23 protein-coding genes and 1 tRNA gene are annotated in these 22,877 nt (G+C 44.9%); 17 read left to right on the top strand and 7 right to left on the bottom strand.

Going from position 1 to position 22,877, the window contains the following annotated elements; translation table 11 throughout:
• Window positions 1-7: 7 nt before the first annotated feature.
• From GD630_RS20355 to GD630_RS20325, 7 genes are all read left to right on the top strand, one after another.
• Window positions 8-2,251, top strand: coding sequence for an aconitate hydratase (locus GD630_RS20355; protein WP_143865009.1), 2,244 nt, complete (start codon window positions 8-10; stop codon window positions 2,249-2,251).
• A gap of 28 nt (window positions 2,252-2,279) precedes the next feature.
• Window positions 2,280-3,470, top strand: coding sequence for an NADP-dependent isocitrate dehydrogenase (gene icd / locus GD630_RS20350; protein ID WP_143865010.1), 1,191 nt, complete (start codon window positions 2,280-2,282; stop codon window positions 3,468-3,470).
• Window positions 3,471-3,494: 24 nt separating this feature from the next.
• Entirely contained in the window at window positions 3,495-4,838 is a 1,344-nt protein-coding gene (locus GD630_RS20345) for a citrate/2-methylcitrate synthase (RefSeq protein WP_007751677.1), read from the top strand.
• A gap of 167 nt (window positions 4,839-5,005) precedes the next feature.
• The gene (locus GD630_RS20340) at window positions 5,006-6,739 is read left to right on the top strand and encodes an ATP-binding protein (protein ID WP_143865011.1); all 1,734 of its coding nucleotides are present in this window, start codon (window positions 5,006-5,008) and stop codon (window positions 6,737-6,739) included.
• 338 nt (window positions 6,740-7,077) lie between these two features.
• A complete protein-coding gene (locus GD630_RS20335) occupies window positions 7,078-7,839 on the top strand; it encodes a DUF1295 domain-containing protein (protein ID WP_007751660.1) in 762 nt (253 codons plus the stop codon).
• 63 nt (window positions 7,840-7,902) lie between these two features.
• On the top strand, window positions 7,903-9,126 hold the full coding sequence (locus GD630_RS20330; protein WP_143865012.1) for an NADH:flavin oxidoreductase: 1,224 nt from the start codon (window positions 7,903-7,905) through the stop codon (window positions 9,124-9,126).
• On the top strand, window positions 9,123-9,977 hold the full coding sequence (locus tag GD630_RS20325; protein WP_143865013.1) for an SDR family oxidoreductase: 855 nt from the start codon (window positions 9,123-9,125) through the stop codon (window positions 9,975-9,977). Before GD630_RS20330 ends, GD630_RS20325 begins: the two co-directional genes overlap by 4 nt.
• A 104-nt stretch (window positions 9,978-10,081) precedes the next feature.
• Here GD630_RS20325 and pfkA read toward each other — a convergent pair whose 3' ends face one another.
• The 3 genes from pfkA to cmk all read right to left on the bottom strand — a co-directional run bounded on the left by pfkA (window position 10,082) and on the right by cmk (window position 12,772).
• The gene (gene pfkA / locus GD630_RS20320; protein WP_007766801.1) at window positions 10,082-11,062 is read right to left on the bottom strand and encodes a 6-phosphofructokinase; all 981 of its coding nucleotides are present in this window, start codon (window positions 11,060-11,062) and stop codon (window positions 10,082-10,084) included.
• Window positions 11,063-11,178: 116 nt separating this feature from the next.
• Window positions 11,179-12,057 carry a 4-hydroxy-3-methylbut-2-enyl diphosphate reductase gene (locus GD630_RS20315; RefSeq protein ID WP_143865014.1) on the bottom strand — a complete coding sequence of 293 codons (879 nt, stop codon included), beginning with the start codon at window positions 12,055-12,057 and terminating at the stop codon, window positions 11,179-11,181.
• Between the two features lie 22 nt (window positions 12,058-12,079).
• Window positions 12,080-12,772 (bottom strand): (d)CMP kinase, encoded by a 693-nt coding sequence (cmk, locus tag GD630_RS20310; RefSeq protein ID WP_007766790.1) that lies wholly within the window; start codon window positions 12,770-12,772, stop codon window positions 12,080-12,082.
• A 219-nt stretch (window positions 12,773-12,991) separates the two neighbouring features.
• On the opposite strand from cmk, the gene GD630_RS20305 reads away from it, so the two are divergent.
• The 9 genes from GD630_RS20305 (at window position 12,992) to GD630_RS20265 (ending at window position 18,905) form a co-directional block, all read left to right on the top strand.
• Window positions 12,992-13,675, top strand: coding sequence for an energy transducer TonB (locus tag GD630_RS20305; protein WP_007766787.1), 684 nt, complete (start codon window positions 12,992-12,994; stop codon window positions 13,673-13,675).
• Window positions 13,676-13,747: 72 nt separating this feature from the next.
• Window positions 13,748-14,722: a polyprenyl synthetase family protein gene (locus GD630_RS20300; RefSeq protein WP_143865015.1), complete on the top strand. Its 975-nt coding sequence runs from the start codon at window positions 13,748-13,750 to the stop codon at window positions 14,720-14,722.
• Window positions 14,723-14,737: 15 nt separating this feature from the next.
• Window positions 14,738-15,442: a hypothetical protein gene (locus GD630_RS20295; RefSeq protein ID WP_143865016.1), complete on the top strand. Its 705-nt coding sequence runs from the start codon at window positions 14,738-14,740 to the stop codon at window positions 15,440-15,442.
• A gap of 5 nt (window positions 15,443-15,447) precedes the next feature.
• Window positions 15,448-16,224, top strand: a complete 777-nt coding sequence (locus GD630_RS20290; protein WP_143865017.1) for a TatD family hydrolase — start codon at window positions 15,448-15,450, stop codon at window positions 16,222-16,224.
• A 120-nt stretch (window positions 16,225-16,344) separates the two neighbouring features.
• Window positions 16,345-16,432, top strand: a tRNA-Ser gene (locus GD630_RS20285).
• Between the two features lie 75 nt (window positions 16,433-16,507).
• Window positions 16,508-17,311, top strand: coding sequence for a MotA/TolQ/ExbB proton channel family protein (locus GD630_RS20280; RefSeq protein WP_007751637.1), 804 nt, complete (start codon window positions 16,508-16,510; stop codon window positions 17,309-17,311).
• Window positions 17,312-17,317: 6 nt separating this feature from the next.
• On the top strand, window positions 17,318-17,803 hold the full coding sequence (locus GD630_RS20275; protein ID WP_007766780.1) for a hypothetical protein: 486 nt from the start codon (window positions 17,318-17,320) through the stop codon (window positions 17,801-17,803).
• Window positions 17,804-17,837: 34 nt separating this feature from the next.
• Complete coding sequence (locus GD630_RS20270; RefSeq protein WP_055278385.1) at window positions 17,838-18,431, top strand: ExbD/TolR family protein; 594 nt, start codon at window positions 17,838-17,840, stop codon at window positions 18,429-18,431.
• Window positions 18,432-18,434: 3 nt separating this feature from the next.
• Window positions 18,435-18,905, top strand: coding sequence for an ExbD/TolR family protein (locus GD630_RS20265; protein WP_005678886.1), 471 nt, complete (start codon window positions 18,435-18,437; stop codon window positions 18,903-18,905).
• 79 nt (window positions 18,906-18,984) lie between these two features.
• Here the strand turns inward: GD630_RS20265 and GD630_RS20260 are convergent, their stop codons facing one another.
• Complete coding sequence (locus tag GD630_RS20260) at window positions 18,985-19,521, bottom strand: GNAT family N-acetyltransferase (RefSeq protein WP_143865018.1); 537 nt, start codon at window positions 19,519-19,521, stop codon at window positions 18,985-18,987.
• A 61-nt stretch (window positions 19,522-19,582) separates the two neighbouring features.
• Window positions 19,583-20,860 (bottom strand): IgA Peptidase M64, encoded by a 1,278-nt coding sequence (locus GD630_RS20255; protein WP_143865019.1) that lies wholly within the window; start codon window positions 20,858-20,860, stop codon window positions 19,583-19,585.
• A gap of 151 nt (window positions 20,861-21,011) precedes the next feature.
• Here GD630_RS20255 and GD630_RS20250 point away from each other — a divergent pair, with 151 nt between their 5' ends.
• Window positions 21,012-21,491: an Lrp/AsnC family transcriptional regulator gene (locus GD630_RS20250; RefSeq protein WP_007766776.1), complete on the top strand. Its 480-nt coding sequence runs from the start codon at window positions 21,012-21,014 to the stop codon at window positions 21,489-21,491.
• Between the two features lie 64 nt (window positions 21,492-21,555).
• Here the strand turns inward: GD630_RS20250 and GD630_RS20245 are convergent, their stop codons facing one another.
• A complete protein-coding gene (locus GD630_RS20245; protein WP_143865020.1) occupies window positions 21,556-22,050 on the bottom strand; it encodes a dihydrofolate reductase in 495 nt (164 codons plus the stop codon).
• Window positions 22,051-22,054: 4 nt separating this feature from the next.
• The gene (locus GD630_RS20240; protein ID WP_007751620.1) at window positions 22,055-22,849 is read right to left on the bottom strand and encodes a thymidylate synthase; all 795 of its coding nucleotides are present in this window, start codon (window positions 22,847-22,849) and stop codon (window positions 22,055-22,057) included.
• Window positions 22,850-22,877 lie beyond the last annotated feature (28 nt).

Here is a 22,877-nt window from a genome sequence, read left to right as displayed (position 1 = left end):
AAGTGATATGGTATACGATGCAACTATGTTAGAAGCTTTCTACACTGCTTATAAAGGAAAGGTAGAACACGTACGGGCTATATTGAAACGTCCTTTGACGTTGGCCGAAAAAATACTGTATGCCCATTTGTATGATGTGGCTGATGTGAAAGATTACCAGAGAGGGGAAGATTATGTGAATTTTCGTCCCGACCGTGTTGCGATGCAGGATGCGACAGCCCAGATGGCTCTGCTTCAATTTATGAATGCGGGCAAAGATCAAGTTGCTGTGCCTTCTACGGTGCATTGTGACCATTTGATACAAGCGTATAAAGGTGCAAAAGAAGATATTGCCACTGCAAGGCTGACCAATGAAGAAGTGTACGATTTCCTTCGTGACGTATCTTCCCGCTACGGAATCGGTTTCTGGAAACCGGGAGCTGGAATTATCCATCAGGTTGTACTCGAGAACTATGCTTTTCCCGGTGGAATGATGGTAGGGACCGACTCGCACACGCCAAATGCGGGTGGACTGGGCATGGTTGCTATCGGGGTTGGCGGTGCGGATGCGGTGGACGTCATGACCGGTATGGAGTGGGAACTCAAAATGCCGAAAATCATCGGTGTCCGCCTGACCGGAAAACTGAACGGCTGGGCTTCTCCGAAAGATGTGATTTTGAAACTTGCCGGAATTCTTACCGTAAAAGGGGGAACGAACGCCATTATCGAATACTTTGGTCCAGGAACCGAATCGCTCTCGGCTACCGGGAAGGCGACCATTTGTAACATGGGGGCCGAAGTGGGGGCTACCACCTCATTGTTCCCGTTTGACGAGCGTATGGCTACCTATTTGAAAGCTACCGGAAGAGAGCGGGTGGTTGAACTGGCAGAGACCGTTGCCGCCGACCTTCGTGCTGACGATGAAGTGGCGGAGGAACCGACTAAGTATTACGACCGCGTCATTGAAATAGACCTGTCTGAACTCGAGCCTTATATAAACGGCCCTTTCACACCGGACGCTGCCACTCCTATTTCCAAGTTTGCGGAGAAGGTGTTGTTGAACGGTTACCCGCGTAAGATGGAAGTGGGATTGATCGGTTCGTGTACCAATTCGTCCTATCAGGATTTGAGCCGTGCCGCTTCTCTGGCGAAGCAGGTTGCCGAAAAGAACCTGAGTGTAGCCGCTCCGTTGATTGTGAATCCGGGTTCGGAGCAGATTCGTGCCACTGCCGAGAGGGATGGAATGATAGAAGCTTTTGAACAGATAGGAGCTACAATTATGGCAAACGCCTGTGGCCCTTGTATTGGGCAGTGGAAACGTGAGACGGATGATCCGACGCGGAAAAATTCAATTGTCACTTCCTTCAACCGTAACTTTGCCAAACGTGCCGACGGCAATCCGAATACATACGCTTTTGTCGCTTCTCCGGAACTGACGATGGCACTGACAATTGCGGGTGACCTCTGTTTCAATCCTTTGAAAGACAGACTGGTGAATCATGACGGCGAGAAGGTGAAGCTGTCTGAACCGGTGGGAGATGAACTTCCTTTGAACGGCTTTGCGCAAGGAAACGAGGGTTACGTTGCTCCTCATGGAGGAGAGACGGAAATCAGGGTGAAGCCGGATTCACAACGCTTGCAACTGTTGGCTCCTTTCCCAGCTTGGGATGGTCAAGATTTATTGAATATGCCTTTATTGATCAAAGCGCAAGGCAAATGTACTACTGATCATATTTCGATGGCAGGTCCGTGGCTCCGTTTCCGGGGACATCTGGAAAATATTTCGGATAACATATTGATGGGAGCTGTCAATGCCTTCAACGGTGAGACGAACAAGGTTTGGAACCGTTCTACCAACACTTACGGAACTGTTTCCGGTACGGCAAAAATGTATAAGTCCGAAGGAGTGCCGTCTATTGTCGTGGCCGAAGAAAATTACGGTGAAGGCTCCAGTCGTGAGCATGCGGCTATGGAACCGCGTTTTCTGAATGTACGTGTCATTCTCGCCAAGAGTTTTGCCCGTATTCATGAAACGAATCTGAAGAAACAGGGTATGCTTGCCCTCACTTTTGTAGACAAAGCCGATTATGATAAAATTCGTGAACACGACCTTCTGTCCGTGCTTGGTTTGGTGGACTTCGCTCCGGGACGCAACCTGACTGTCGTTCTCCATCACGAAGACGGGACGAAAGAGAGCTTTGAAGTGCAACACACTTATAATGAACAGCAGATAGCTTGGTTCCGTGCCGGTTCTGCCTTGAATGCCAGATAATTTAAAAAAGACAAGAAAAATAAAAATCATGAGCAAAATAATTATGCAAGCAGATGGTACGCTGTCAGTGCCCGATGTGCCTACCGTACCTTATATTACCGGTGATGGAGTGGGAGCGGAAGTTACTCCCTCCATGCAAGCCGTAGTCAATGCAGCTGTTCAGAAAGCGTACGGTGGCAAACGCCGTATCGAGTGGAAAGAAGTGTTGGCGGGAGAACGTGCCTTTAATGCGACAGGTTCTTGGCTACCGGAGGAGACGATGAAGGCATTTCAGGAGTATCTGATTGGTATTAAAGGTCCGTTGACGACGCCTGTCGGAGGCGGTATCCGTTCGTTGAATGTGGCGTTACGCCAGACGCTTGATTTATACGTCTGTCTTCGTCCCGTCCGTTGGTATCCGGGAGTACAGTCGCCGGTGAAAGCACCCGAAAAAGTAAATATGTGCGTGTTCCGTGAAAATACGGAAGACATTTATGCAGGTATTGAATGGGAAGCAGGCACTCCGGAAGCGGAAAAGTTTTATAAATTCCTGAAAGACGAGATGGGTGTGACAAAGGTACGTTTCCCGGAGAGCTCCTCTTTCGGTGTGAAACCGGTTTCGCGGGAAGGTACGGAACGTCTCGTGCGTGCTGCTTGCCAATACGCGTTAGACCATCATCTGCCCTCCGTAACGTTGGTTCACAAGGGAAATATAATGAAGTTCACCGAAGGCGGTTTCAAGAAATGGGGCTACGAATTGGCGCAGCGTGAATTTGCCGACGCGTTGGCAGACGGACGATTGGTAATTAAGGATTGCATTGCCGACGCTTTCCTGCAAAATATGCTTCTGAGCCCTGAAGATTACTCGGTCATAGCCACTCTGAACCTTAATGGAGACTACGTTTCCGACCAATTGGCGGCAATGGTGGGTGGTATCGGGATTGCTCCCGGAGCCAACATCAATTATAAAACGGGGCATGCCATCTTTGAAGCCACGCATGGAACAGCGCCTGCTATTGTGGGCAAAGATGTGGTGAATCCTTGCTCTATCATACTTTCGGCAGTCATGATGCTTGAGTATTTGGGTTGGAAAGAAGCGGCAGCTCTTATCGAGAAAGCTTTGGAACAGAGTTTCTTGGATGCGCGTGCCACCCATGACCTCGCTCGTTTCATGCCGAATGGAGTCTCCCTCTCCACTTCCGCTTTCACCCGTGAAATCGTGGAAAGAATAGAAAAATAGAAGTAACGAATAAAGACAAAGAAAATGAAGAAAGAGTACTTGATTTACAAGCTTTCCGAAGAGATGAAGGAAGCTACCCGGATTGACAATGAATTGTTCCCCAAATTTGACGTGAAGCGCGGACTGCGTAACGAAGACGGCACAGGAGTTCTGGTAGGTCTGACTAAAATCGGTAACGTGGTCGGTTACGAACGTGTTCCGGGAGGCGGATTGAAGCCTATACCGGGAAAATTGTTCTATCGCGGTTATGACGTGGAAGATATTTCTCATGCCATTATCAAGGAGAAACGTTTCGGCTTTGAGGAAGTGGCCTACCTGCTGCTTTCGGGACGCTTGCCGGACAAGGAAGAACTGCTTTCTTTCCGTGAACTGATCAACGACAACATGCCGTTGGAGCAGAAGACGAAAATGAATATTATTGAGTTGGAGGGAAGCAATATTATGAATATTTTGTCGCGCAGCGTGCTCGAGATGTACCGTTTTGATGCGAATGCGGACGATACCTCCAGAGACAACCTGATGCGCCAAAGTATTGAGCTGATTTCGAAGTTTCCCACTATCATTGCATACGCTTATAATATGCTTCGTCATGCTACTTTCGGGCGTTCTCTGCATATCCGCCATCCGCAGGAAAAGCTTTCTATTGCCGAAAATTTCTTATATATGCTGAAGAAGGACTATACCGAATTGGATGCTCGCACACTCGACTTGTTATTGATTCTTCAGGCAGAGCACGGTGGAGGTAACAACTCTACCTTTACGGTCCGTGTCACTTCCTCTACCGGAACGGATACCTACTCGGCCATCGCTGCCGGTATCGGTTCGTTGAAAGGTCCGCTTCATGGAGGAGCGAATATCCAAGTGGCGGATATGTTCCACCACTTGAAAGAAAATATCAAAGATTGGACGAATGTGGATGAAATAGATACTTATTTCACTCGTATGTTGAACAAGGAAGTGTACAATAAAACCGGACTTATCTATGGTATCGGTCATGCTGTCTACACCATTTCCGATCCACGTGCACTTCTGCTGAAGGAACTTGCCCGTGACCTTGCCCGTGAGAAGGGCAGAGAGAGTGAGTTTGCTTTCCTCGAACTGCTGGAAGAACGTGCTATCGCTACTTTCGGACGTGTGAAGAACAATGGAAAGACGGTATCCAGCAATATTGATTTCTATTCCGGTTTTGTGTACGAAATGATCGGACTGCCGCAGGAAATTTTCACTCCTTTGTTCGCAATGGCTCGTATTGTCGGCTGGTGTGCACACCGTAATGAGGAGCTGACCTTTGACGGAAAACGTATTATTCGTCCTGCTTATAAGAACGTTCTTGAGGAACTGGCCTATGTTCCGATCAAGAAACGCTGATCCGCATCGATCCTTTTTCTATATAATGTAAAATGTTCCCCGAATAGATATTGAGTCTCGATTCTGTCCGGGGAACGGTGTGAATGAAAACAATACTTCCGCTAACGTTTTTTTATTCGGTAGAATAGATTAACTTTGCCAATACATCTATAAAAGTCAGTTGGATTATGAGTCAAGTGAAAAGAATACCTTATGGAATATCGGATTTTAACCAATTGAGAAGTGATAATTGTTATTTGGTAGATAAGACCAGGTATCTGCCGCTGATTGAGCAAATGCCCAATTATTTGTTTCTTATTCGTCCGAGACGATTCGGGAAAAGTCTTTTCTTAAGCATGATGCGTACTTATTACGATATATTGCAGCGGGACAACTTTGACAAGTATTTTGGCGATTTATGGATTGGCACGCATCCCACTGAAGAACGCAATCGTTTTCAGGTTCTTTATTTCGATTTTTCCAAAGCCGGTTGTTCAGGCGTAGGCGACGGGTTGATGACGAGTTTTAATGAGTATTGCGGTTTGGTCATTGATAAGTTTGCCCAGCAATATGCCTCATTCTACAATGATGATTTTGAATCGAGAGTATTGAGCATTGAGAATCCGAAAGCTAAACTGGCTTATATTGAATTGGAAGCAAAGGAAAAGGGATATCCTTTGTATCTGATAATTGACGAATATGATAACTTCACGAATGTCATATTGAGCGAACACGGTCAGAAAATGTTTCATGGTCTGGCACACGCCAGTGGATTTTATCGGGAATATTTCAAGCAATATAAGGGAATGTTCAACCGCATTTTCCTGATGGGAGTTAGTCCGGTCACACTGGACGACTTGTCTAGTGGATATAATATAGATTGGAATATATCGACTGATTCTCGCTTCAATGCAATGATGGGATTCAGTGAAACGGAAGTGCGTGAGATGTTTACTTATTATAAATCAAATGGTTTGTTGACCGGTGAGGTGGAAGCGATGATATCGGAGATGAAGCCGTGGTATGATAATTATTGCTTTGCACGGATGAGCTTGAATGATGATAGAGTTTTTAATTGCGACATGACGTTATACTATTTGCGTAGCCAGATTGACTTTCATCGTTCTCCCGAAGACATGGTAGATAAAAATATTCGTACCGATTACAGTAAACTGAAGATGCTTGCCCGTATCGATCATGACAGTAGCCGTGAAGGAAGTCGTATGAGCACGATTGAGGAGATTGCTGCAAAAGGAGAGATTCTGGTGAACCTTCACACTTCATTTCCGGCGGAGAGGATAGTGGATATTGATAATTTTCGTAGCCTGCTCTATTATTACGGATTGCTTACAATTTGCGGCACACGTGGTGACCGGCTGCGGATGTGCATCCCCAATCATTGTGTACGCGAGCAATATTTCGGTTTCCTGCGTGATTATTATCAACAGATTCATCCGTTAAATCTTTCTCATTTGAAAGACCAGATAGACGATTTGGTTTACGACGGTCATTGGAAACCGTTCTTTGAGTCCATAGCCGGTGCTTATCATGAGAATTCCTCTATACGTGACGGAATGGAAGGGGAAAGAAACCTGCAAGGTTTCCTCAAGGCCTATCTGGCACTCGCTTCCTATTATCTGGTAGAGCCTGAGCTGGAGATGAATTATGGTTACTGTGACTTTTTCCTTCTGCCTGACAAGCAGCGTTATCCAGATATAGAGCACAGCTATATTCTGGAGTTGAAATACGCGGCACGTACTGCTACCGATGCGGAACTTGCGGCACAAGCAGAGGAAGGGCGCAGGCAGTTGCATCAATATAGTGAAGATAAAATAGCTCGCCAATTGGCGAAAGGCACAACTCTTCATCGTTTACTTCTTCAATTCCGGGGATGGGAGATGCTGAGATGCGAGGAAATATAAAATTGGAAATAATAACATAATTAACATTTCGAATAGCTCCCTCGTCTCCTCTTATGGAGAAAAGAGCGTTCTTGGTGTCAAGGAAAGGCGGTTTCTGCCTACCAAGAAAGGCGTTTTAACATCGTGTTAAAACGCCTTTTCTCTATTTGATAACTTGCCCTTTGTATACTGGTGTAAATCAGTGAATTATGTGCAATCGTTGCCCGCGAGTCCTTCGATGGTAAATTCTTGAATCCAAAGTGTAGTTGTTATTTTGGTAAGTTTAATATTTAAAAGACATTTTGTGTGGCTATTATTTTCATTTTTGCTATTTTTGTGCATTACAAAAGAACTTCAATATGAATTTAGCAGCTTTTAATCTGTTTTTGGGTGTAATGAGCTTGATTGCCCTGATTGTTTTTGTCGCTCTCTACTTCGTGAAAGCAGGATACGGAATCTTCCGCACGTCTTCGTGGGGAGCGGCTATTTCAAACAAACTGGCTTGGATACTGATGGAAGCTCCGGTCTTCCTCGTGATGTGCGTGATGTGGATGTATTCGGAACGCCGCTTTGAGCCGGTGATATTGACCTTCTTTTTATTCTTCCAACTGCATTATTTTCAACGGGCTTTCATTTTCCCTTTGTTATTGAAAGGAAAAAGTAAAATGCCGTTGGCCATCATGTCAATGGGAATCCTTTTCAATCTGTTGAATGGATATATGCAAGGAGAATGGATTTTCTACCTTGCCCCCGCAACGATGTACCAGTCCGATTGGTTCACCTCCCCGTACTTTATAATAGGTACTTTGCTGTTTTTCACGGGTATGCTGGTGAACTGGTCGTCCGATTATATCATCCGCCATTTGCGTAAACCGGGAGACACACGGCATTATCTGCCACAGAAAGGCATGTACCGCTATGTGACTTCCGCCAATTATTTCGGTGAAATCGTAGAATGGGCAGGCTGGGCAATTCTTACCTGTTCGCTTTCCGGACTTGTTTTCCTTTGGTGGACGATTGCAAACCTCGTTCCGCGAGCCGACGCCATTTGGAAACGTTATCGCGAGGAATTCGGCGACGCGGTAGGCACACGGAAGCGGGTGTTTCCTTTTCTCTACTAGGAGATTTTTTTATCACGAATTGAATTAAGACTAGAATTAAGACTTGAATAAATATAAACTACTATGGAATCTAAACTTTTCACTCCGGTCACTTTCGGCCCTTTGACGCTGCGGAACAGGACGATACGTTCGGCAGCGTTTGAAAGTATGTGTCCGGGCAATACTCCCTCGCAGATGCTATTGGATTACCACCGCTCGGTTGCTGCGGGAGGAGTGGGGATGACGACCGTAGCTTATGCCGCCGTGACGCAAAGCGGGCTCTCTTTCGATCGTCAGTTATGGATGCGTCCGTCCATAATTTCCCGTTTGAATGAATTGACAAAAGCCGTGCACGACGAGGGTGCTGCGGTAGGTATCCAGATAGGGCATTGCGGAAATATGTCCCACAAAAAGATTTGCGGTGTCACGCCTATATCCGCTTCTTCTGGTTTTAACCTCTATTCGCCTACGTTTGTGCGTGGAATGGAACAGGAAGAACTTCCGGAAATGGCACAGGCTTACGGAAACGCTGTCAACTTGGCACGAGAAGCGGGGTTTGATGCGGTGGAAGTGCATGCCGGACACGGTTATTTAATCAGCCAATTCCTCTCACCTTACACCAACCATCGCAAAGACGAGTTCGGAGGCTCGCTGGAGAACCGGATGCGTTTTATGGATCTGGTGATGGAAGAGGTGATGAAAGCGGCGGGCAATGACATGGCGGTGATTGTCAAAATGAATATGCGCGACGGTTTCAAAGGCGGAATGGAAATAGACGAATCCATTCAGGTGGCGAAGCGGCTTCTGGAGCTGGGTGCTCACGGACTGGTGCTGAGTGGAGGCTTTGTCAGCAAAGCCCCGATGTATGTGATGCGGGGAGCGATGCCGATTCGCTCGATGGCGCACTACATGGACTGTTGGTGGCTGAAATACGGCGTCCGGATGTTCGGAAAATGGATGATTCCGTCCGTACCTTTTGAAGAGGCTTATTTCCTGAAAGACGCCTTAAAGTTCCGGGAAGCTCTTCCGGAAGCTCCCTTGATTTATGTTGGCGGACTCGTTGCCCGTCAGAAGATAGATGAAGTGCTCGATGCGGGCTTTGAAGCTGTGCAGATGGGACGTGCCTTACTCAACGAACCTGGATTTGTGAACCGGATGAAGCAGGAGGAGCAGGCCCGTTGCAGCTGTGGACACAGTAATTACTGCATAGGCCGTATGTATTCGATAGAAATGGCTTGCCATCAACATTTAAAAGAAACGTTACCTCCTTGTCTGCAAAAGGAGATTGAAAAATTGGAAAAGAAATGAATGATATAAAATGGGCTATCATTACCGGTGCGGACGGAGGGATGGGAACGGAAATCACACGTGCCGTTGCCAAAGCTGGTTATCAGGTAATAATGGCTTGTTACAACCCCCAAAAGGCGGAGACTGTCCGCGCTTGTTTGATTGAAGAAACCGGGAACCCGAATCTGGAAGTTATGGCTCTTGATTTGGCTTCCATGCAATCCGTAGCTTCTTTTGCCGACCGGATATTAGAACGTAACCTTCCTGTTTCTCTGCTGATGAATAATGCGGGAACGATGGAAACGGGACTTCATATTACCGTAGATGGGTTTGAGCGAACGGTTAGCGTGAATTATGTAGGACCTTATCTGCTTACCCGGAAACTGATTCCTGCGATGGTGCGCGGTGCGCGAATTGTAAACATGGTGTCTTGCACTTATGCGATCGGGCGTATTGAACTTCCCGATTTCTTTCACAGAGGCAAGGTCGGAGAATTTTGGAGAATTCCCGTTTACAGCAATACGAAACTGGCTTTATTGTTGTTTACCATTGAACTGTCCAAGCTACTCCGTGATAAAGGAATTACCGTCAATGCTGCCGATCCGGGCATTGTCTCTACTAATATTATTACTATGCATAAGTGGTTTGACCCGCTGACGGATATTTTCTTCCGGCCTTTTATTCGCAAGCCCGCACAAGGGGCTTCCACCGCTATCGGTTTGTTGTTGGATGAGAAAGAAGCCGGAGTGACGGGGCAACTGTATGCTAGCAATCGTCGGAAAAAATTATCGGATAAATACGTTCATCACGTGCAGAGGGAGCTACTGTGGGAAGTCACGGAACGTTCGTTGGCACGATGGATTTCTTCCTAAGAGGAAAAAAAGGAAATGCGGATTAACGCGGATTTGCGCAAAGAAAGATTAAATTTTATTTGCGTTATCCGTGTTAATCTGCGTTTTATTTATTATTCCGAGCCTTAGATAGAAAGCTCTTTCAATACATTCACAAGATCTCTTTTTATCGGCTTGTCATTTTTAATCGCTTTGCTGAACGGTACGTAAACAATTTCGTCATGTTCGATACCGATCATTACGTTACGTTGGTCTTCCATGATAGCGTCGATAGCGGCAGCCCCAAGTCGGCTTGCCAAAATACGGTCGTGAGCAGTCGGGCTACCTCCGCGTTGCAAGTGTCCCAAAATCGTTACACGTACGTCGTATTGCGGGTATTCGTTCTTTACACGTTCGGCATAGTGCATCGCTCCTCCGGTCAGTTCGCTTTCCGCCACTAGTACGATACTACTATTCTTCGATTTGCGGAATCCGTTCTTGATAAACTCTTCCAATTGGTCGACTTCCGTACTGAACTCCGGAATGATGGCGGCTTCGGCTCCCGAAGCGATTGCTCCGTTCAGCGCAAGGAAACCTGCGTCGCGTCCCATTACTTCGACGAAGAACAAACGTTCGTGCGAGGTTGCCGTGTCGCGAATTTTATCCACAGCGTCCAGAATCGTATTCAATGCCGTGTCATATCCGATAGTGGTATCCGTGCCATAAAGGTCGTTGTCGATTGTTCCCGGAAGTCCGATACAAGGAATATCAAACTCCTGTGCAAAAATGCGTGCCCCCGTCAACGAGCCGTCTCCACCGATGACTACCAAAGCGTCAATACCTTCTTTTTTCATGTTATCGTAGGCTAGTTGACGTCCTTCCGGAGTGGTAAACTCCTTGCAGCGCGCTGTTTTCAGGATAGTACCGCCCAGTTGGATGATATTACTTACGTTCTGACTTTTGAACTCTTTGATTTCGCCTGTCACAAGGCCCTTGTACCCTCTATATATACCTTTAACTTGCAATCCGTTATAGATAGCCGCACGTGTCACCGCACGTATAGCTGCGTTCATTCCGGGGGCGTCACCTCCGGAAGTCAAGATTCCGATACACTTAACTGTTCCCATAACACAATCTTTTCATTAATTAGTTTGACGTGGCAAATGTACAATAAAAAGTTGAAAGCAATGGTTATGAAGTTTCTTTTCGTATGAAGAAAACATTAAAAATGTTCAAATTGCAGCTATTTGCTTTCTTCTATAAGCGACTGAATGTGGTTATATATTTTTTCCATCAGCCATTTGGGGGTGGAGGTAGCTCCGCAAACACCGATTGACTGTACATTTTGGAGTAGGGAAGGGTCTATTTCCTTTTCATTGTCAATTAAATGTGAATTGGCGTTCACTTTCAGGCACTCTTCAAACAACATCTTTCCATTTGAACTTTTCTTCCCGCTGACGAAAAATATCAGATCGTGTGTAGCCGCAAACTCCCTTAACTTGGGCATACGGTTTGCCACCTGGCGACAAATCGTATCGTAGTATTCGAATGTCGCTTCCGATGAAATATTCTGTTTGATATACGCTACAATTTCCTGAAACTCATCCAGCGACTTGGTGGTCTGCGAGAAGAGACGGATACTTTTATTCAAGTCCAGCTTCTTTACTTCCTCTGCCTTCTCGATGACAATCGCTTTCCCGTCGGTCTGTCCCACTAGTCCCAGCACCTCCGCATGACCGTTTTTGCCATAAATCACAATCTGTTTTTCATCGTTGGCGGCGTCTTGCAGAAACTCCTGTTTGATACGTTTTTGCAAGCGTAACACCACCGGGCAAGTCGCGTCGATGATTTCTATATTATTCTCGCGGGCGATCATATAAGTTTCAGGCGGTTCTCCGTGCGCGCGGAGCAGTACTTTTGCATTCCGCAACTGCTTGAATTCCTCCCTGTTGATGGTGATTAATCCCATCGTTTTAAGTCTTTCCACCTCTCGGCTATTGTGAACGATGTCTCCGAGACAATAAAGTGTTTCTCCTTTTGCCAATTCCTCCTCTGCCTTGTTGATGGCCGTCACCACACCGAAGCAGAAGCCGGAACCTTCGTCAATCTCTACCTTAATCATAATTTGCGGTCGTTATCTGCGGTTATTGAATGCCACTTACTTTGTTGAACTGTTCAAACAGCCATTCTTTCTGCTGCTCGATTGTCAGGTTCGTATTATCCAGCAGCAGAGCGTCCTCTGCTTTCCGCAATGGGCTGACGTCCCGATGCTGGTCGATATAATCCCGTTGTTTCACGTTCTCCAGAATCTCGTCGAAGCTGGCTTCCTGGCCTTTCGCCTTCAACTCGTCGTAACGGCGTTGGGCACGGATCTCGGGTGTGGCGGTTACGAAAATTTTCAACTCGGCTTCCGGGAAAACGGTCGTTCCGATGTCACGTCCGTCCATCACAATGCCTTTTTCCTTTCCCATTGCCTGTTGCTGCGCTACCATTTCTGTGCGTACGAAATCGAGTGCGCTGATGGGACTGACTTTAGACGACACCTCCATCGTCCGGATTCTGTTCTCCACATTTACACCGTTGAGGTACGTGTCCGGCCGTCCGGTCGCCGGATTCAGGCGGAATGAAATACGGATGTTTCTGATTTCTTTTCTCAGCTTTTCCGTGTCGATGTCGTTCCCGTCGAAAATGCCGTTTTCTATACTATATAAGGTGACCGCGCGATACATAGCTCCGCTGTCAATGTAAATGTATCCTACTTCGCGGGCAAGGTCTTTGGCCATTGTACTTTTTCCGCAAGAAGAGAAACCGTCGATTGCTATTGTTATCTTTTTCATATTCAGTTCTTCTGATTTGTCCGCCAAAGATACATTTATTTTGAAAATCAACCATGCATTTGCCGTTAAAAGGAGCCGGATAAGTCCGAAAGAATTAAAAAAGTTAAAAAGCCGGATAAAAAGAAGGGAAGAGGTGGACGGTTATCTGAAAATGTACTATATTTGCCCAGAGACACATAGGAAGACACTTTTTTTATTAATCATTATATTAATTATTTTATGGAAGTTAAAAAATCACCCAAAGCAGACCTGGAAGGCAAGAAGTCTACATGGCTGCTCGTTGGTTACGTGGTAGTGTTGGCTTTCATGTTCGTGGCGTTCGAATGGACCCAGCGTGACGTGAAAATTGATACAAGCCAGGCAGTAGCTGACGTTGTGTTTGAAGAGGAAATCATTCCTATCACCGAGACCCCTGAACAACAAGCTCCACCACCACCCGAAGCTCCGAAGGTGGCTGAATTGCTGGAAATTGTCGACGATAAAGCAGAAATTGATGAAACAACTACCATTATCAACGAAGATAATGTGGCTCCGGTAGAAGTAAAATATGTTCCGGTGCAAGTAGTTGAAGAAGAGCCGGAAGAACAGACTATCTTTGAAGTTGTAGAAAACATGCCGGATTTCCCCGGCGGTCAGGCAGCTTTGATGCAATATCTGGCTAAAAACATCAAATATCCGACTATCGCTCAGGAAAACGGAACTCAAGGACGTGTTATCGTACAGTTCGTTGTCAACAAGGACGGTAGTATTGTAGACGCAAAAGTAGTACGTAGCGTTGACCCGTACTTGGACAAGGAAGCCCTCCGTGTGATTAACACCATGCCGAAGTGGAAACCAGGTATGCAGCGCGGAAAACCGGTACGTGTTAAATTTACAGTTCCTGTAATGTTCAGATTGCAGTAATTTGTAACACAATAATTTGGGAGGCTGCCGAAAGCAGCCTCTTTTCATTCATTAAATATTTTCTCCATCCTCATGTATACAGCTTCTCAACTACTTGATAAAATAAATAAATATATTGCAGATATCCAATTTACCCGGACACCGAAAGGACTTTATGAACCGATCGAATATACTCTTTCTCTGGGTGGGAAGCGGATACGCCCCGTATTAATGTTGATGGCGTACAATTTGTATCGGGAGGATGTTGCTTCTATCTATGAGTCGGCTACTGCTATCGAGGTGTACCACAACCACACGTTGTTGCATGATGATTTGATGGACCGTTCGGATATGCGTAGGGGAAAACCGACCGTGCACAAAGTCTGGAATGATAACACGGCTGTGCTGTCGGGAGACGCTATGCTGATTCTGGCATTCCGCTATATGACGGCTTGCCCGGCGGAACACTTGAAAGAGGTGATGGATCTGTTTAGCCTGACTATGCTTGAGATTTGCGAGGGACAGCAGCTGGACATGGAATTTGAATCCCGCGGTGATGTGACGGAAGACGAGTATATTGAAATGATCCGCCTGAAAACAGCGGTGCTGCTTGCGGGCAGTCTTAAGATTGGCGCTATCTTGGCGGGGGCGACTGCCGAAGATGCGGAAAATCTATATAAATTCGGAATGCAGATAGGCGTTGCATTCCAGTTGCAAGATGACTTGTTGGACGTTTATGGAGATCCGGAAGTGTTCGGAAAGAAAATAGGCGGAGACATCCTGTGCAACAAAAAAACATATATGCTCATCAAGGCATTGGATCGTGCGGATGCGAAACAGAGGGAGGAACTGAACCGTTGGCTGAATGCGGAAGCTTGTCAGCCGGCCGAGAAAATAAAAGCGGTTACTGAATTGTATAACCAACTGGACATTCGTAGTGTCTGCGAAAACAAAATGCGCGGCTATTACACGCTTGCTATGGAAAGCCTTGCCGCAGTGGGAGTGGCTGAGGAAAGAAAAAAAGAACTGAAGAACCTGGTGAAATTGTTAATGTACCGTGAAATGTAGCTAAGTCCTTGAAGCATGCCTTATAGACGATTACCAAATACAGATCAAGCGAGAGTTCGGGCGCTGAAAGCGGCGGTCGAAAAAGGGGATGTATATAATGTACGCGATTTGGCTATTTCATTAAAGACGCTGTTCGAGGCACGTAACTTCCTGCAGAGGTTCGAGGCTGCGCAAATTTACTATACGCAATGTTACGAGAATCAGTCTCGGGCTAGTCGCAAGCACCAGGCAAATGTGAAAACCGCCCGGTTGTATATTTCTCATTTTATCCAAGTGCTCAATTTGGCTGTGCTTCGTGACGAGATAAAAGCGGTACACAAAAAACTGTACGATCTGCCCGATGCCAATGTCGTGCCCGATCTGTTGAGTGAGGCTTCGTTGGTGGAGTGGGGGAAGAAAATCATTGAAGGCGAGCAACGCCGGACAGGACAGGGCGGTATACCTATTTATAACCCGACCATTGCACGTGTAAAAGTGCATTACGATATTTTTCTGGACAGTTATGAACGGCAAAAGAATTATCAGGCATTGACCAACCGTAGTCTTGATGAGCTGGCCTCTATGCGTGAGCGTGCCGATGAACTGATTTTGGATATCTGGAATCAGGTAGAAGCGAAATATCAAGACGTTACTCCAAACGAGGATCGTTTGGATAAGTGCCGTGATTATGGACTGATATATTATTACCGTTCCAGCGAGAAAGTAAAAGAAGAAAATTAGTTATCATGTTGATAGACACCCATTCACACCTTTTCTTAGAAGAATTTGCCGAAGACTTGCCGCAAGTTATGGAGCGTGCGCGCCATGCCGGTGTCTCGTCTATTTTTATGCCCAATATTGACAGTACGACGATTGACGCTTTATTATCCGTTTGTGCGAAATATCCGGATCTTTGTTATCCGATGATTGGATTGCACCCTACTTCGGTGAATGAGACGTATGAGCAGGAATTGGCAATTGTACGTGAACGTTTGTCGGCTCCCAATCATTTTGTGGCTATCGGTGAGATCGGTCTGGACCTCTATTGGGACCGGACTTTTCTGAAAGAGCAGCTTTTGGTCTTTGAAAGACAGATCGAATGGGCGCTTGAATATGAATTGCCGGTTGTTATTCATACGAGAGAAGCATTTGATTATATATATAAGGTAATGGAACCCTATAAGAAAACCGCATTAAAAGGGATTTTCCATAGCTTTACCGGAACGCCGGAAGAAGCGGCTAGACTGCTGGAGTTCGATGGTTTCATGCTGGGCATTAACGGAGTGGTCACTTTCAAAAAGTCGACGTTGCCGGAAACCCTGTTGACCGTTCCTTTGGAGCGTATTGTGCTCGAAACCGACTCTCCTTATTTGACCCCCGTTCCGAATCGCGGGAAGAGAAATGAAAGCGCCAACGTGAAAGATACCCTTGCCAAAGTAGCGGAAATTTATCAGAAGAGCCTTGAATACGTGGCTCAGGTCACTTCTGAAAATGCGCTAAAAGTGTTCGGATTCCGCAAATAAGGCACGAAAGGTTTTAAATTATATTAATTTGCAGTATTTATTCGAGATAAAAAAGGGATAATGCTTCAAGAAAAGAAAAAAAAGGATACATTTGTAGCTGAAAATACAGAAAACCCATAGGGAGAGGTGCTCGAGTGGTTGAAGAGGCACGCCTGGAAAGCGTGTATACACCAAAAGTGTATCCGGGGTTCGAATCCCCGTCTCTCCGCAGAAATTGAATGTGAAACGAGAAGTAAAAACAATAATAATAATCAATTAATTAATCTTAAAAATTAGACACACAATGAAAAAGTTATTCGCAATTGTTGCTGTGATTGGGGCCTTAACATTTGGCTCAACTCAACTTGCTCAGGCTCAAGACGCTCCTGCAGCAGAACAAACTGAACAACAAGCTGTTGCTCCTGCTGCTGAAGCTACAACTGCTGCTGCTCCTGCTGCAGAAGAAGGTGGTATTCACAAGGAAATCAAAGTTAAATTCATCGAAGGTACTGCATCTTTCATGAGTTTGGTAGCTATCGCTTTGGTGATTGGTTTGGCTTTCTGTATCGAACGTATCATCTATTTGAGCTTGGCTGAAATCAACACAAAAAAATTCATGGCATCTATCGAAGCTGCTTTGGAAAAAGGTGACGTTGAAGCTGCAAAAGACATTGCTCGTAACACTAGAGGTCCTGTTGCTTCTATCTACTACCAAGGTTTGATGAGAATCGATCAAGGTATCGACGTAGTTGAGAAGTCAGTTGTATCTTACGGTGGTGTACAGGCTGGTTACCTTGAAAAAGGATGTTCTTGGATCACACTGTTTATCGCAATGGCTCCGTCACTCGGATTCTTGGGTACTGTAATCGGTATGGTGCAGGCATTTGATAAAATCCAGCAGGTAGGTGATATCTCTCCGACAGTTGTTGCAGGTGGTATGAAAGTGGCCTTGATTACAACAATCTTCGGTTTGATCGTAGCATTGATCCTTCAGGTATTCTACAACTACGTACTTTCTAAGATTGAAGCTCTTACAAGTGAAATGGAAGATTCTTCTATCTCTTTGCTTGACATGGTGATCAAATATAACCTGAAATATAAAAAATAATTCGAAATGAGTAAGTTAACATATAGAATATCGTATTACGCATTGTATGCGATGTTTGCTATTATCCTGATCGTGATGGGGCTCTTCTTCTTCGGAGGAGACGCTACTGGAGCGGCAGTGATCCCGGGAGTAGATCCCGAAATGTGGCAACCGGCCCAGACAGATGCCTTACTCTATTTGATGTATGCTTTGTTTGGTATTGCTATTGCCGCTACTTTAGTTGCCGCAGTATTCCAATTTGGTGCAGCTTTGAAAGACAGCCCGGCAGCCGCTATTAAGTCTTTGCTTGGTCTGGTTCTTTTGGTTGTTGTTTTAGTTGTAGCTTGGGCTATGGGTGACGGTACACCTATGCAGATTCCGGGTTATGATGGTACTGACAACGTTCCTTTCTGGTTGAAGCTGACTGATATGTTCCTTTATTCTATTTACATCCTGTTGTTTGTAACAATTGTTGCAATCATTGCAAGTGGTATAAAGAAAAAATTATCATAATCAATTGAGAGTACTCAATTAAAAAGTAATTACAATGGCAAAAGGAAAAAGAAAAGTTCCTGATATTAACTCAAGTTCTACGGCGGATATCGCTTTCTTGTTGCTGATCTTCTTCTTGATTACAACATCAATGGATACGGACCGTGGTTTGGCAAGACTTTTGCCTCCACCTCCCGAAGATGAAAAGAACGAGAATACGGATAAAATCAAAGAACGTAACATCTTGCAGGTGTATCTGAATAAGGATGATGCTTTGATGTGCGGAAATGATTATATCGGTGTTGATCAGTTGAGACAAAAGGCCAAAGAATTTATCGCTAACGTTGCTAATGCAGAAAATATGCCTGAGAAAACACAGAAGAATGTAGAATTCTTCGGCACATGCATGGTTAACGACAAGCACGTAATTTCTTTGCAGAATGACCGTGGATCTTCTTATCAGGCATATATCAGTGTGCAGAATGAATTGGTTGCTGCATACAATGAATTGAGAGATGAGTTGGCTAAAGAAAAATTTGGGGTTACTTATTCGGAACTGAACGATTTACAACAGAAAGCAGTTCGTGAGATTTATCCGCAACGTATTTCTGAGGCAGAACCTAAAAAATACGGAGAAAAAAAGAAGTAAGTAATGGGAAAATTTAATAAGACTGGTAAACGTGAAATGCCGGCATTGAATACTTCTTCGTTGCCTGACCTTATCTTTACCTTGTTGTTCTTCTTTATGATTGTAACAACAATGCGTGAGGTAACATTAAAGGTGCAGTTTACGCTTCCGCAAGGTACTGAACTCGAAAAACTGGAGAAGAAATCATTGGTGACATTCATTTATGTAGGTGAACCTACACAAGAATACCGTGCGAAAATGGGTACTGAAAGTCGTATTCAGCTCAACGACAGCTATGCTGAAGTGGGCGAGGTGCAGGACTTCATTTTCCAGGAACGTGCTAGTATGAGTGAAGGTGACGCCGCGAAGATGACTGTGTCTCTGAAAGTAGACCAAAAGACAAAGATGGGTATCGTTACTGACGTAAAGAATGCCCTCAGAAAATCTTATGCTTTGAAGATTAACTATTCTGCTACTAAACGTGGTGAGAAATAATTAGTTAATCCTATTATATAAAGAAAAGGCTTCCAAATCATTTTGGAAGCCTTTTCTTTGTTCTGTTATTCTTTCTACTTCACTCTTTTACTCCGTAGACGATCGTGTGCAGTTTATGCTTTATATCTTCGTAGTCTTTTTCCGGATCAAGGTTGCCGTGTACCATTAGATACATTGGGAGGAAGTGATCACCGGGCTTGTAAGGAGGCTGGTGGTAGTCTTTCTTCCATAAGACAAATCCTTGACGTTGGTAGAAGCCGATACGTCTCTTTGCCATTTCTTCTACCGGACGCTCCACTTCGAGTACAATGGGGAGTTTTAAGTAGTCGCATAGATATTCCAGCGTACGTTTGCCGTACCCTCCGTTGCGCAAAGCAGGATTGGTTGCAAAGTGCTCTACGTAATAGAAGTTACCGAAGTCCCAATAGGTGATGAAGCCTATCGGCAAGTCGTCATCAAAAATAATGTTGTTATGGAAATTGCCTGTCCGGTCGGTGAATTCACGTAACTGTTCCAATTGTCGGTACTCTTCCGGTGGAAAAGAATCTACCAGCAGTTCTTCCATAAATTTGTAATGTTGCAGGTCAGATGTACTGATTGGTTGAAGTCTGATCATGAGGTTCGGGTTTTAAAATTAGATAATATTTCTGTTTTACAATTTCATTCTTATTCTTGCATCAAGGAACGTAGAATTCGATTATACGCCGGATGGCACGTTGGCAAACCGGACAAAATTCCTTGTATTCGTTTGTTTTCATGCGGCAATTATGGGCAGGGCGATAAATACCTTTGGCAGAGTAACCTCCACCTTCGTATACCCCGATAGGGAACTTCTCCCATTTGTTGGCAGGAGTAGGTATCGGAGTGCCTGCCGGAAGCAAATCTTCCCATTTGGAGGAAAAATTCACCCGTGTTGATATATTTTGCTCCCACGGTTCGACATCCAGTGGATAAGTATCCGTCATGGTATCGTTTTCGTAAAAATATTCATCAGCCAACCCGGCAAAACTGTGGCCGAACTCATGGACTACCACCGGTTTAAACATGGGATGGTGGGCGGTGGTCAGTGTGTAGGAGTTATAGATTCCTCCTCCGCCGTAGACGTCCGTGTTGGCAAGGATAATAATGTGCTCGTAGGGGATACCCGCCAAAGTGTTATGGATAGACTTTACCCGGCTGGTAGTCAGATAGCGGTCTGAATAGAACGTGTCGAAGTGTGAGTGGACAGCCGTCTGTTTCCATTCATTCTCGCGAGGAACACTTACACCGCTATCAGTGGACGGGCTGGCTACGGCAACAATATTGAATTTATCCTTCATTGAGCGGAACGGCTCATGCGAAAACAGGCTTTCGCGGGCACTTTCGGCATCTTGGTAAAACAGATCCATCTCTTTATCCGTATAGCCTTCAGCAAGTATGGCAACGTCAATGCAGTCTTTCTCGTTTCCGTTCCGGAGCAGATACCGGTGCGGAGTGACGTGGGACACGCCTCGTTGATGAATCAGTATATCATCCGGACGGACAAGGTGTTTGTAGCGTGCCATAACCTCTTTGCGGGGAGAATACAAAGTAATCTCCACTTCAGCAGGCTGTTTGGGAAATGGCAGGAGAAATGTATTTTCGAAGCCCTTAGCAGTCTCTTTTGCTTCGTCTGTGCTCAGCCATTCATGGAACAGTGAAGAGAAAGAAGTCTTATAAATAGTTTGTTGGGTAGCGAGATCCTTAACGATGATTTGTCCGTTGCCCTCCAATGGAAGTTCCGAAAGGTGGTGTTGCCGTCCTGCCCAAGACGGAAGTTGCGATAATTCATCCAGGTAAATATTTTGTCTTTCCGCATTTCCGGTAAAGATATAATCTACTCGTAAAGTTTTGTTCTGAAAGTAATCCGCAAAATCTTGCGCATGGCTTCCTGCAAAAGCGAAGAATAGTAGGATGGTACAGCAAATTTGTTTCATATAAATAGTATATTTATGTTTTTACAAAGGTACAAACTATTGGCGACTTATCCGCCTCCTATAAATAAAAGTAATAGTTTATAGTATTTGTTGCCGAAAAATCGCTAACTTTGCACAAAAGATTCATCGTTTTAAACAATTTGATTTGAAAATGGGACATCATCAAATAGATATTTTGGATGAGCAAATCCTGAAACTGATTGCAGGAAATGCGCGTATTCCTTTTCTTGAAGTAGCAAGAGCGTGTAATGTTTCCGGTGCTGCCATTCATCAACGTATTCAGAAGTTGACAAATCTTGGAATCCTGAAAGGTTCAGAATATATTATTGATCCTGAGAAAGTAGGGTATGAGACTTGCGCCTACATCGGTATATATCTGAAAGATCCCGAATCTTTTGATTCGGTGACGAAGGCTTTGGAAGCTATACCCGAAGTAGTCGAATGTCATTTCACTACCGGAAAATATGATATGTTTATCAAGATTTACGCTAAAAACAATCATCACCTGTTGAGCATTATTCATGATAAATTACAGCCGCTTGGTCTGGCTCGTACTGAAACATTAATATCTTTCCATGAAGCCATCAAGCGACAGATGCCGATAGATATAGACTTTGATGATGAAGATTAGTCAAATCATCTCATCAACCGATAGTGACAGATGAGATGATAAGATTGCGCTAAGCGGAAGTCAGTTATTTCCTTGTGTAATCGACAAAAGCATACGAGCAGAGATGTTTCTCGTCCGCAGGGTGAGTCTCTCTGCTTTTTTCTTGCCACACGGCCGGAGAGACCTCCGGGAAGTACACATCCGCTTCGGGAGCCGTACTGTCTATTTCCGTCAGACAAAGTTCGTCGGCGAATGGTAACGCTTGTTGATAGATACTTGCTCCTCCTATGATATATACGTGTTCATCTTCTTTGCAACTCTGCAAAGCGGCGGTGAGCGAAGGAAACACTTCCGCACCGGGACATTGCATTGCCGGATTGGAAGAGATAACTACATTTCTGCGATTCGGTAATGCACCTTTCGGAAGTGACTCAAAAGTTTTCCGTCCCATAACTATGGTGTTTCCGGTAGTCAATGCCTTAAAACGTTTCAAGTCGTTGGGCAGCCAGAACAAGAGTTTATTTTGGAAACCTATTGCTCTACGGCGGTCTACGGCAGCAATTATTGATATTTTACTCATATTGTCATACAGCTACTGCACCCGCTATGTGAGGATGCGGGTCATAATTTACTAACTCAAAGTCCTCGAATTTGAAATCGAAAATGCTTTTTACATCTGGATTGATGTTCATTTGCGGTAACGGACGAGGTTCGCGTGTAAGTTGTAGTTTCACTTGTTCCAGATGATTCAGGTATATATGAGCGTCCCCCAAAGTATGGATAAAATCTCCCGCTTTCAGTCCCGTCACTTGCGCCATCATCTGCAACAATAATGCATACGACGCGATATTGAAAGGAACACCTAGAAAAATATCGGCGCTGCGTTGATAAAGTTGCAGGCTCAATCGGCCGTTCGCCACATAAAATTGGAAAAAGGCGTGGCAAGGCGGCAAGTTCATGTTGTCTAAGTCCGCTACATTCCAGGCGCTAACAATGATACGACGTGAGTCCGGATTGTGTTTGATCGTTTCCACCGTTTCACTGATTTGGTCGATAAATCCCCCGTTGTAGTCAGGCCACGAACGCCACTGATACCCATAAATATGCCCTAAATCACCGTTTGCATCCGCCCATTCGTTCCAGATGCGCACTCCATGCTCTTGCAGATACTTCACATTGGTATCTCCTTGCAAGAACCAGAGTAATTCATATATAATTGATTTTAAATGCAATTTCTTGGTCGTCAGGCAAGGGAAACCGTCCTCAAGGTTAAAACGCATTTGATGACCGAAGACGCTGATGGTTCCGGTTCCGGTACGGTCACTTTTCTCTGTGCCTTCGGTTAATACACGATTTAATAAATCCAAATATTGTTTCATAATGAATAAATTTCAAATACTATACGTA

Origin of the sequence: Bacteroides zhangwenhongii (assembly GCF_009193325.2) — a bacterium.
Classification (GTDB): Bacteria; Bacteroidota; Bacteroidia; order Bacteroidales; family Bacteroidaceae; genus Bacteroides; species Bacteroides zhangwenhongii.
The sequence above is the reverse complement of the archived record's forward strand: the minus strand, read 5'-3'. Positions and strand labels throughout refer to the sequence as shown.

Coding starts and splice junctions, on each gene's coding strand:
- GD630_RS20325 (WP_143865013.1), top strand. CDS start 9,123: ATGAATGATATAAAATGGGCTATCATTACCGGTGCGGACGGAGGGATG.
- pfkA (WP_007766801.1), bottom strand. CDS start 11,062: ATGGGAACAGTTAAGTGTATCGGAATCTTGACTTCCGGAGGTGACGCC.
- GD630_RS20240 (WP_007751620.1), bottom strand. CDS start 22,849: ATGAAACAATATTTGGATTTATTAAATCGTGTATTAACCGAAGGCACA.
- GD630_RS20300 (WP_143865015.1), top strand. CDS start 13,748: ATGTATACAGCTTCTCAACTACTTGATAAAATAAATAAATATATTGCA.
- GD630_RS20265 (WP_005678886.1), top strand. CDS start 18,435: ATGGGAAAATTTAATAAGACTGGTAAACGTGAAATGCCGGCATTGAAT.
- GD630_RS20245 (WP_143865020.1), bottom strand. CDS start 22,050: ATGAGTAAAATATCAATAATTGCTGCCGTAGACCGCCGTAGAGCAATA.
- GD630_RS20270 (WP_055278385.1), top strand. CDS start 17,838: ATGGCAAAAGGAAAAAGAAAAGTTCCTGATATTAACTCAAGTTCTACG.
- GD630_RS20340 (WP_143865011.1), top strand. CDS start 5,006: ATGAGTCAAGTGAAAAGAATACCTTATGGAATATCGGATTTTAACCAA.
- GD630_RS20335 (WP_007751660.1), top strand. CDS start 7,078: ATGAATTTAGCAGCTTTTAATCTGTTTTTGGGTGTAATGAGCTTGATT.
- GD630_RS20345 (WP_007751677.1), top strand. CDS start 3,495: ATGAAGAAAGAGTACTTGATTTACAAGCTTTCCGAAGAGATGAAGGAA.
- GD630_RS20330 (WP_143865012.1), top strand. CDS start 7,903: ATGGAATCTAAACTTTTCACTCCGGTCACTTTCGGCCCTTTGACGCTG.
- GD630_RS20280 (WP_007751637.1), top strand. CDS start 16,508: ATGAAAAAGTTATTCGCAATTGTTGCTGTGATTGGGGCCTTAACATTT.
- GD630_RS20355 (WP_143865009.1), top strand. CDS start 8: ATGGTATACGATGCAACTATGTTAGAAGCTTTCTACACTGCTTATAAA.
- GD630_RS20255 (WP_143865019.1), bottom strand. CDS start 20,860: ATGAAACAAATTTGCTGTACCATCCTACTATTCTTCGCTTTTGCAGGA.
- cmk (WP_007766790.1), bottom strand. CDS start 12,772: ATGAAAAAGATAACAATAGCAATCGACGGTTTCTCTTCTTGCGGAAAA.
- GD630_RS20250 (WP_007766776.1), top strand. CDS start 21,012: ATGGGACATCATCAAATAGATATTTTGGATGAGCAAATCCTGAAACTG.
- icd (WP_143865010.1), top strand. CDS start 2,280: ATGAGCAAAATAATTATGCAAGCAGATGGTACGCTGTCAGTGCCCGAT.
- GD630_RS20260 (WP_143865018.1), bottom strand. CDS start 19,521: ATGATCAGACTTCAACCAATCAGTACATCTGACCTGCAACATTACAAA.
- GD630_RS20305 (WP_007766787.1), top strand. CDS start 12,992: ATGGAAGTTAAAAAATCACCCAAAGCAGACCTGGAAGGCAAGAAGTCT.
- GD630_RS20290 (WP_143865017.1), top strand. CDS start 15,448: ATGTTGATAGACACCCATTCACACCTTTTCTTAGAAGAATTTGCCGAA.
- GD630_RS20295 (WP_143865016.1), top strand. CDS start 14,738: ATGCCTTATAGACGATTACCAAATACAGATCAAGCGAGAGTTCGGGCG.
- GD630_RS20275 (WP_007766780.1), top strand. CDS start 17,318: ATGAGTAAGTTAACATATAGAATATCGTATTACGCATTGTATGCGATG.
- GD630_RS20315 (WP_143865014.1), bottom strand. CDS start 12,057: ATGATTAAGGTAGAGATTGACGAAGGTTCCGGCTTCTGCTTCGGTGTG.